The 9,330-nt window shown below is 70.3% G+C and carries 9 protein-coding genes; all 9 read right to left on the bottom strand.

Translation table 11 applies throughout. The features are described 5' to 3' along the window. Nucleotides 1-323: 323 nt before the first annotated feature. Nucleotides 324-680, bottom strand: coding sequence for an RNA polymerase-binding protein RbpA (locus IFY26_RS08915; RefSeq protein ID WP_232548632.1), 357 nt, complete (start codon nucleotides 678-680; stop codon nucleotides 324-326). Between the two features lie 45 nt (nucleotides 681-725). After that, nucleotides 726-1,004, bottom strand: coding sequence for a preprotein translocase subunit SecG (secG, locus tag IFY26_RS08910; protein ID WP_232548631.1), 279 nt, complete (start codon nucleotides 1,002-1,004; stop codon nucleotides 726-728). A 109-nt stretch (nucleotides 1,005-1,113) separates the two neighbouring features. Further along, nucleotides 1,114-1,899, bottom strand: coding sequence for a triose-phosphate isomerase (gene tpiA, locus IFY26_RS08905; protein WP_232548630.1), 786 nt, complete (start codon nucleotides 1,897-1,899; stop codon nucleotides 1,114-1,116). Between the two features lie 3 nt (nucleotides 1,900-1,902). Then, nucleotides 1,903-3,111, bottom strand: coding sequence for a phosphoglycerate kinase (locus IFY26_RS08900; RefSeq protein WP_232548629.1), 1,209 nt, complete (start codon nucleotides 3,109-3,111; stop codon nucleotides 1,903-1,905). A gap of 100 nt (nucleotides 3,112-3,211) precedes the next feature. Then, entirely contained in the window at nucleotides 3,212-4,216 is a 1,005-nt protein-coding gene (gap, locus tag IFY26_RS08895; RefSeq protein WP_232548628.1) for a type I glyceraldehyde-3-phosphate dehydrogenase, read from the bottom strand. 153 nt (nucleotides 4,217-4,369) lie between these two features. Continuing rightward, nucleotides 4,370-5,356 (bottom strand): DNA-binding protein WhiA, encoded by a 987-nt coding sequence (gene whiA / locus IFY26_RS08890; protein ID WP_232548627.1) that lies wholly within the window; start codon nucleotides 5,354-5,356, stop codon nucleotides 4,370-4,372. 10 nt (nucleotides 5,357-5,366) lie between these two features. Beyond that, entirely contained in the window at nucleotides 5,367-6,326 is a 960-nt protein-coding gene (locus tag IFY26_RS08885) for a gluconeogenesis factor YvcK family protein (protein WP_232548626.1), read from the bottom strand. Beyond that, nucleotides 6,323-7,186: an RNase adapter RapZ gene (gene rapZ, locus IFY26_RS08880; protein WP_232548625.1), complete on the bottom strand. Its 864-nt coding sequence runs from the start codon at nucleotides 7,184-7,186 to the stop codon at nucleotides 6,323-6,325. The genes IFY26_RS08885 and rapZ overlap by 4 nt, the downstream gene beginning before the upstream one ends. Before the next feature lie 19 nt (nucleotides 7,187-7,205). Further along, nucleotides 7,206-9,158: an excinuclease ABC subunit UvrC gene (uvrC, locus tag IFY26_RS08875; RefSeq protein WP_232548624.1), complete on the bottom strand. Its 1,953-nt coding sequence runs from the start codon at nucleotides 9,156-9,158 to the stop codon at nucleotides 7,206-7,208. Between the last annotated feature and the right edge of the window lie 172 nt (nucleotides 9,159-9,330).

Genomic DNA, 9,330 nt, shown 5'->3' with positions numbered 1-9,330 from the left:
ATCAATCCTCTCCACCACCCCGCTGTCCCACAACAGGATGACACGCAGGGAGCAACAGCAGGGTGGACCGCCGGAGTCAGGGCCGCGGCGTCAGCGGCAGGGTAGCGGTGACAGCGGCAGGGCCGCGGCGTCACCGACAGGGAGGCGCCAGCAACAGCGCCAACACGCCACGGTGCCTGTCGAGGGTGCGGGCGCACTCGAGACCGAAGTGTGCTGTCGGCGCCTACCCGGTCGAGCGCGACAGCCGCGCGGCTCACCCAGGCTCGGACGCCGTCCGCAACCGGCTCGCACGCAAGCGGCACCGGGCCACGGACGAGGCGGGCTCAGTAGATGACTTCGCCGGCGGCGCGGCGGGCCCGGAGGCTCGCCAATGCCTCGGCGAGGATCGCCTCGGCCTCGGTGTCGGAGCGACGCTCCTTCACATAGGCCAGGTGCGTCTTGTAGGGCGTGATCTTCGGCGGGGGCGGCGGGTTCTCCGAGTCGAGGTTGGCGGGCAGACCGCATCGGGGGCAGTCCCAGGTCTCGGGCACCTGCGCGTCCGCGGCGAAGGCCGGCTTCGTCTCGTGGCCGTTGCTGCAGAAGTAGGAGACGTACAGCCGGGGGGCGGAATCCCCACGCTCGGCCTCTCCCATGGGGCCCGCTCCGACGCGGCTGCCTCGGATCGCACTACCACCGACCACGTTGTTCTCTCCTCGGTTGACTGACTCGTTCGGATGTTGGGTCGCTCAGAGCGGTGCCACGTCGGGGAACCAGCGGTAGAGCGTGAGCAGGATCAGGATGCTCGCCAGCCACAGCAGACCGACGACGATCGTCAGACGGTCCAGGTTGCGTTCCGCCACCGACGTCCCGCCCATGGACGCCGACATGCCGCCACCGAAGAGGTCGGACATGCCGCCACCGCGGTTCTTGTGGAGGAGGACGAACAGCGACAGTGCCACGCTGGTGATGGTCAGCAGGACGGACACGATCAGGATCGGCCAGGTCAACAGGGGCACAACGGTCACCGGGTGATTCTAACCCAGCGCGGCCCCCGTTCCGAACCAGACGGAACGAGGGCCGCAACAGGGCTACGCGTCGCGACGCATCAGCGTCCGCTCGCGAGGGAGAGCAGCGTCAGCCGGCCGTGTAGAAGAGCACGATCTTCGCAAACTCCTCCGGGTCGAGGCTCGCGCCGCCGACCAGCGCGCCGTCGACGTCCGGCTGCGCCATGATGTCGGGCGCGCTGGACGACTTCACCGAGCCGCCGTACTGAATGCGGACGGCGTCCGCCGCCTCCTGGCCCACGAGCTCGGCCACCCGGGAGCGGATCGCCCCGCAGACCTCCTGGGCGTCCTCGGGGGTCGCGACCTCACCGGTGCCAATGGCCCAGACCGGCTCGTAGGCGATGACCAGCGAGCCGACCTGGTCGGCCGACAGCCCGTCGAGCACCTTGTCGATCTGCGCGAGCACGAACGGCACGTGCTCGCCGGCCTTGCGCACCTCGAGCTTCTCGCCGACGCAGATGATCGGCGTCATGCCCGCGGCGAGCACGACCTTGGCCTTGTCGTTGATGAGTTCGTCACTCTCCGCGTGGTAGTCGCGACGCTCGGAGTGGCCCACCACGACGTACGACACGTTGAGCTTGGCCAGCATGTCGGCCGAGATCTCACCGGTGTAGGCGCCCTTGTCGTGCACCGACACGTCCTGCGCGCCGTAGGCGAGCGGGAGCTTGTCACCCTCGACGAGGGTCTGCACGGTGCGCAGATCGGTGAAGGGCACCATCACGGCGGCCTCGGACTTCGAGGCGTCGTACTTGGCGTCCTTGAGCGTCCACGCCAGCTTCTCGACGACGCCGGTCGCCTCGACGTGGTTGAGGTTCATCTTCCAGTTGCCCGCCATCAGCGGGGTGCGGTTCGCCATGGATCAGTTCCCTTCGAGAATGTCGATGCCGGGCAGGACCTTGCCCTCGAGGAATTCGAGCGACGCCCCACCACCGGTGGAGATGTGGCCGAACTCGCTGTCGTCGTGCCCGAGCGTCCGGACGGCCGCGGCCGAGTCGCCGCCGCCGACGACCGACAGGCCGTCGACCTCGGTGAGAGCCGTCGCGACCGCGGCGGTGCCACCGGCGAGGGCCTCGATCTCGAAGACGCCCATCGGGCCGTTCCAGACGACCGTCTTGGCCTGGCGAATCGTGTCCGCGAAGAGCTTCTCGCTCTCCGGGCCGATGTCGAGGCCCATCTTGTCGGCCGGGATGGCGTCCGCCGCCACCACCTCCACGTCACCGTTCACGGTGCGGGCGCCGAAGTCCATGCCATCGGCCACGCGGACGTCGACGGGCAGCACGATCTTCTTGCCGGACGCCTTCGCCTCCTCCAGGTAGCCCTTGCAGGTCTCGACGTTGTCCTGGTCGAGCAGCGACTCCCCCACCTCGTGGCCTTGGGCCTTGAGGAAGGTGTAGGCCATGCCGCCACCGATGACCAGGGTGTCCGCCGTCTTCAGCAGGTTCTCGATGACCGCCAGCTTGTCGGCGACCTTGGCGCCGCCCAGCACCACGACGAAGGGGCGCTCGGGATTCTCGAGCACCTTGGTGAAGATCTCGGCCTCCTTCTTCACCAGCGTGCCGCCGGCACTCGGCAGCAGCTTGGCGATCTCGTAGACCGACGCCTGCTTGCGGTGCACGACGCCGAAGCCGTCGGAGACGTAGACGTCGCCGAACTCGGCGTACTTCGCCGCGAGCTCCTCACGCTCGGAGTCGACCTTGGAGGCCTCCCCCGGCTCGAAGCGCACGTTCTCGAGCAGGCAGATGTCGCCGTCGCCGAGCGCCGCCACGGTCTGCTTCGCCGAGTCGCCGACCACGTCGGACGCCAGCGCGACCTGTGTGCCGAGCAGCTCTCCGAGGCGCTTCGCGACGGGGGCGAGGCTGTACTTGGGGTCCGGCGCACCCTTGGGGCGGCCGAGGTGGGCGAGGACGACCGTCCGGGCGCCGGCGTCCCGCAGCTCCGTGAGCGTGGGGAGGGCAGCCTTGATGCGGCCGTCGTCGGTGATGGTGTCGCCGTCGAGCGGCACGTTGAAATCGCAGCGGATGACGACCCGCTTGCCCTGCAGATCGCCCAGATCCTTGACGGACTTCACGTTCAAACCTTTCGTTGTGGGCCGGGGGAGGCGGATGAACACACCGGGGTGGAGCGCCGGATGGCGCCCCACCCCGGGTGGTTCACATGGTGTGAGTTGCTCAGAGCTTGTCGGCCACGAGCTTGGTCAGGTCGACCAGGCGGTTGGAGTAGCCCCACTCGTTGTCGTACCAGGAGAGCACCTTCACCAGGTTGCCGATGACCTTGGTCTCGTTGGCGTCGAAGATGCTGGACGCCGGGTCACCGACGATGTCGGCGGACACGATCGGATCCTCGGTGTAGACCAGGACGCCCTTGAGCGGGCCGTCGGCGGCCTTCTTGACGGCGGCCTTCACCGACTCGACGGAGACCTCCTTCTCGGCCTGGAACGTCAGGTCGGTCAGGGAGCCCGTCGGGGTCGGCACGCGGACGGCGAGCCCGTCGAACTTGCCCTTGAGCTCGGGCAGCACGAGGGACACGGCCTGGGCGGCACCGGTCTTGGTCGGGATCATGGACAGCGCGGCGGCGCGGGCACGGCGCAGATCGCTGTGCGGCGCGTCGAGGAGGCGCTGGTCACCCGTGTAGGAGTGGATCGTCGTCATGATGCCCTGGACGATGCCGAACTCGTCGTTCAGCACCTTGGCGAGCGGCGCAAGGCAGTTCGTCGTGCAGGACGCGTTGGAGATGATGTGCATCGACGCGGGGTCGTAGGACTCCTCGTTGACGCCGATGACGAAGGTGCCGTCCTCGTTCTTCGCCGGGGCGGAGATGATGACCTTCTTGGCGCCGCCGTCGATGTGGGCCTTGGCCTTGGTGGCATCGGTGAAGAAGCCGGTGGACTCGATGACGATCTCCACACCCAGGTCGCCCCAGGGCAGGTCGGCCGGGTTGCGCTCGGCGAGCACCTTGATGTGCTTGCCGTCCACGACGATGCCGTCGTCGTCGTAGCTGACCTCGCCACCGAAGCGGCCGAGGATCGAGTCGTACTTGAGGAGGTGGGCGAGCGTCTTGTTGTCGGTGAGGTCGTTCACGGCGACCACATCGAGATCGGCGCCCTGCTCCAGCATGGCGCGGAAGAAGTTGCGGCCGATGCGGCCGAAGCCGTTGATTCCAACCTTGACAGTCATGTGTCGGTGTCTCCTTCGAAGGGAACCTTCCGCCGTCCGGCGGGGTTTGGACGCCTCCAGCCTATCGCGTGCGACCGACGCTCGCGGGCGCTCGGCCCTGCTTGGGCGAGAACACCCGGTGACGCCCCGTCAAACGATGGACACCCGCGCGCCTCAGACGTCGTCGTCGAGCATGTCGGGGCTGAGGTTGGCCTCGGTGCCGGGGATGTCGAGGTCGTGGGCACGCTTGTCGGCCATGGCGAGCAATCGGCGGATGCGGCCGGCCACGGCGTCCTTGGTCAGGGGCGGGGTGTGGAGCTGGCCCAGCTCCTCCAGGCTCGCCTGCTTGTGTTCCAGGCGCAGCGCACCGGCGATCCGGAGGTGCTCGGGCACCTCGTCGCCCAGGATCTCCATCGCCCGCTCGACGCGCGCCCCGGCCGCCACCGCGGCCCGGGCCGAGCGGCGCAGGTTCGCGTCGTCGAAGTTCGCCAGCCGGTTGGCCGAGGCTCGCACCTCGCGGCGGACGCGGCGCTCCTCCCAGGCCAGCAGCGTCTCGTGCGCCCCCAGCCGCGTGAGCATGGTGGCGATGCTGTCCCCGTCGCGGATGACCACCCGGTCGATGCCGCGCACCTCGCGCGGCTTGGCCTGGACGCCCAACCGCCGGGCCGCGCCCACCAGGGCCAGCGCCGACTCCTGCCCGGGGCAGCTGACCTCCAGCGACATCGAGCGGCCCGGCTCGGTCAGGGAACCGTGCGCCAGGAACGCCCCGCGCCACACGGCCGTGGCCACGTCGAGGCCACCGCTCACGACGGACGCCGGCAGGCCGCGGACGGGGCGGCCACGGGAGTCGACCAGCCCGGTCTGCCGGGCCAGCGAGTCGCCACCACGGATGAGACGCACCACGTACCGGGTGTTCTTGCGCAGCCCGCTGGGCGTGATGACCACGAATTCACAGGTGAACCCGAACAGGTCGGCGATGGCGGTGCGCAACCGTCGCGCGGCCGCCCCCGTGTCGAGATCGGCCTCCACCATGATCTTGCCCCCAGCCAGGTGCAGGCTCCCGGCGAAGCGCAGCATCGCCGCCACCTCCGCCTTGCGGCATGCGGGCTTGGTGACCGGGACGGTCGCAAGCTCCGCCTTGACTTGTGGGGTGAGGGCCATGGGGGCCAGCCTAACGCGCCATCAGATCGGCGTAGACCGAGGCGAGGCGAAGCACGTCGTGACGGGGCGAACCGTCCCGCGCGCGGACGGGCTGCACCACCAGGCTCGCGCCGAGGGCGGTGGCGTACCGCTCCAGGTGACGGTCCCCCGCCGCGAATGCCGGGTCGCACACGATCGCGTCGAAACGCAACCCGGGCGCGTGGTCGGCCAGCACCTCCAGGTGGGTGGACGCGTCGAAACCGGCGGTCTCGTGGGCGGGCACCACGTTGAGGGTCAGGATGCGTCGCGCCTGGGTGCCGACAAGGGCTTCTGCCAACTCCGGCACCAGCAGGTGCGGGATCACGGAGGTGTACCACGAGCCCGGGCCGACCACGACGACGTCGGCCGCACGCACGGCCTCGAGCGTCTCCCGGCAGGCCGGCGGCGCCTCGGGCACCAGTCGCACTTCGCGAATCGTCCCGCGGGTCACCGCGACGGTGGCCTGGCCGCGCACGAGGGTCGTCTCGTCGGGGCGGGTGGGGTCGACGCCGAACACGTCGGCCTCAATGGCCAGCGGCACGGCAGCCATCGGCAGGACGCGTCCCTGCACCTCGAGCAGCCGCCCCACCATGTCGAGCCCCGCCACCGGATCCCCCAGGCTCTGCCAGACGCCGGCGATGAGCAGATTGCCGATCGCATGGCCACCCAGCGGCCCGTCACCCTGGAACCGCGACTGCAGCACGTCGGCCCAGGCCTGGCCGTCGGAGTGGTCGCCGCACAGGGCCGCCAACGCCATGCGCAGGTCCCCCGGCGGGAGGATGTCGAATTCGGCACGCAGGCGTCCGGACGATCCGCCGTCGTCCGCGACCGTCACCACCGCCGTCAGCCGGGGCGTGACCCGGCGCAGCGCCTGCAGGGACGCCGCCAACCCGTGGCCGCCCCCCAGGGCGACCACCGACGGCGCCTCCCGGCCCCTCGGCCCGGGCGTCACTCGAGCCCCAGGTCGCGGTGCACGACGAGGACGACGACGCCGTCGGACCGCAGCCGGCGGGCCAGCTCCTCGGCCATGGAGGTGGAACGGTGCTTGCCACCCGTGCAGCCGACGGCGAGGGTCGCCAGGCGCTTGCCCTCGGTCAGGTACCCCGGGATCACCGACGACACCAGCCCCCGCACCGACGCCAGCCACGTCTGCGCGGCGTCGTGGCCGAGGACGTACCCCGACACCGCCTGGGACAGACCCGTCTGCGGACGCAGCTCCGGCACCCAGTGCGGGTTGGGCAGGAACCGGACGTCGAGCACCATGTCGGCGTCCACGGGCAGGCCGTTCTTGAAGCCGAACGACATGAGCGTGAGACGGAACTCACGGTCGTCGGCGCTGTTGAACGCGAACGCCACGCGGCTCGTGAGCTGGTGCACGTTCAGGTCGGAGGTGTCGAGCACCATGTCGGCTGCGGCGCGCAGCATGGCCAGCATCGCGCGCTCGCGGCGGACGCCGTCGAGCAACGGCCCGGCGCCCTGGAGGGGGTGCGGGCGGCGCACCGACTCCTGCCGGCGCACGATGACCTCGTCAGCGGCCTCGACGTACACGATCTGGGGCCAGACGCCCTGGGCGTTCAGGGCGTCGAACGCGGCAGGGATCTCGTCGAACTGGGCGCGGGTGCGGACGTCGAGCACCACCGCGACCCGGGGGAACCCACCGGCGGCTGCGGCGTCCACCAACCCGGGCAGCATGCTCGGCGGCAGGTTGTCGACGACGTACCAGCCGAGATCCTCCAGCGCGTGGGCGGCCGTGCGGCGTCCGGCGCCGGACATGCCCGTGATGACGACGAACCGCAACCTGGAGCCGCTCATGGCTTCATTATGGCGTCGCTCACGAGGAGATCTCACCCGTGGCGGTGTTGACGGCCTCACCGGGCTCGCTCGCGGCGAGGGCGTCCTTGACCGCCTGGGCGGTCCGCGGGCCGATGCCGGGCACCAGGGCGATGTCCTCGACGGACGCCGCGCGCAGCTTCTTGAGCGACCCGAAGTGTTTGAGCAGCGCCTTGCGGCGGAGCTCGCCCAGGCCGGGCACGCCGTCGAGCAGCGACTCGACCATGGACGCGCTGCGCCGCCCGCGGTGGTGGGTGATGGCGAAGCGGTGCGCCTCGTCGCGGGCCCGCTGCAGGAGGAACAGCCCCTCGCTGGCGCGCGGCAGGATCAGGGGGAACTCCTCCCCCGGCAGCCACACCTCCTCCAGGCGCTTGGCCAGCCCGACGAGCGGGACGTCGGTGATGCCCAGCTCGGCCAGAGCCGCCTGCGCGGCGGCGACCTGGGGGGCGCCGCCGTCCACCACGACCAGGGACGGCTTGTAGGCGAACTTGCGGGCGGCGCCGGTGGTGGCGTCCACGAGCATGGCCGTCTCGCCGCTGAGGGATGCCTGGTCGTCGAGATAGCGGCGGAAACGCCGGCTGATCACCTCGTGGATGGCACCCACATCATTGGAGCCCTCGACCGTGCGGATCACGAAGCGGCGGTACTCCGAGCGGCGTGAGAGGCCGTCCTCGAACACGACCATCGACCCGACCACCTCGGTGCCCTGCAGGTGGCTGATGTCGTAGCACTCGATGCGCAACGGGGGCGCCTCCAGGCCCAACGCCTCCTGCAACTCCTCGAGCGCCTGGTTGCGCGTCGAGAGGTCGGCGGCGCGCTTCGTCTTGTGCAGGACGAGCGCCTCCTTGGCGTTGCGGGCCACGGTTTCGAGCAGGGCCAACTTGGCGCCCCGCTGCGGCACGTGGACGCGGACGCGGCCGCCGCGGACGTCGGTGAGCAGCTCCTCCAGGGCACTCCCGGACGCCGGCTCGACCGGCAGCAGGACCTCCTTGGGCACCCCACCCGACAGCTCGATCTCCGGGTTGGAGTAGAGCTGTAGGCAGAAGGACTCGACGAGCTCGTCCAGGGAGGAGTCGTCGGAGCGGTCGGCCACCCAGCCGCGCTCGCCGCGGACGCGTCCGGCGCGGACGTGGAAGATCTGGATCGCGACCTCCAGCTCGTCGGACGCGAGGGCGATCACGTCGGCGTCCGTGCCGTCGCCGAGCACGATCGCGTTGCGCTCGGTGGCGGACTCGAGCGCGCCGAGCTGGTCGCGCAGCACCGCGGCCCGCTCGAACTCGAGGTTATCCGAGGCCGCCAGCATGTCGGTACGCAACCGGCGGATGAGCTGGGTGGTGTTGCCGGCGAGGAAGTCGCAGACGTCGTCGGCGATGGCCCGGTGGTCCTCGGCGTCGATCCGCCCCACGCATGGTGCGGAACACTTGCCGATGTAGCCGAGCAGGCAGGGGCGTCCGGACGCCTTGGCCGCACGGAAGACGCCGTTCGTGCACGAGCGCATGGGGAAGACGCGGAGCAGGGAGTCGATGGTGTCGCGGATCGCCCAGGCCTGCGCGTAGGGCCCGTAGTAGCGGTTGCCCTTGCGCTTGGCACCGCGGCCGACGAAGACGCGCGGGAACTCCTCGGCCCACGTGACCGCCACCCAGGGGTAGCTCTTGTCGTCGCGGTACTTGACGTTGAAGCGGGGGTCGAACTGCTTGATCCACGTGTACTCGAGCTGCAGCGACTCGAGCTCGTTGCGGACGACCGTCCACTCGACCTTGGCCGCCGTGCGGACCATCGTCTGGGTGCGGAAGTGCAGGCCGGCCGGGTCGGCGAAGTAGGAGTTGAGGCGCTGCCGGAGGTTCTTCGCCTTGCCGACGTAGATGACCGTGCCGGCGGGGTCGCTGAACCGGTAGACGCCGGGATCGGTGGGGATCGTTCCGGGCGCCGGACGATACGACGCGGGGTTCGGCATGCCGGCCAGCTTAGGTGAGCCGGCCGACAGTTCCCGGCGTGGCCGGGTGGGGCGGCTGGCTTCGCTGGCCGCCGATGACGACTCCTCGTTCCACGTGCCCCCCAGGGGCCACCGTGCCATCACGCGCAAGCGATGGAGGCGATTGCGCGTTCCGACAGGCCGACGCCTCCGG

The sequence above is a fragment of the Propioniciclava soli genome, assembly GCF_014858005.1.
Classification (GTDB): domain Bacteria; phylum Actinomycetota; class Actinomycetes; order Propionibacteriales; family Propionibacteriaceae; genus Propioniciclava; species Propioniciclava soli.
Note: the sequence above shows the minus strand (reverse complement) of the source record. Positions and strands in the feature narration are given on the sequence as shown.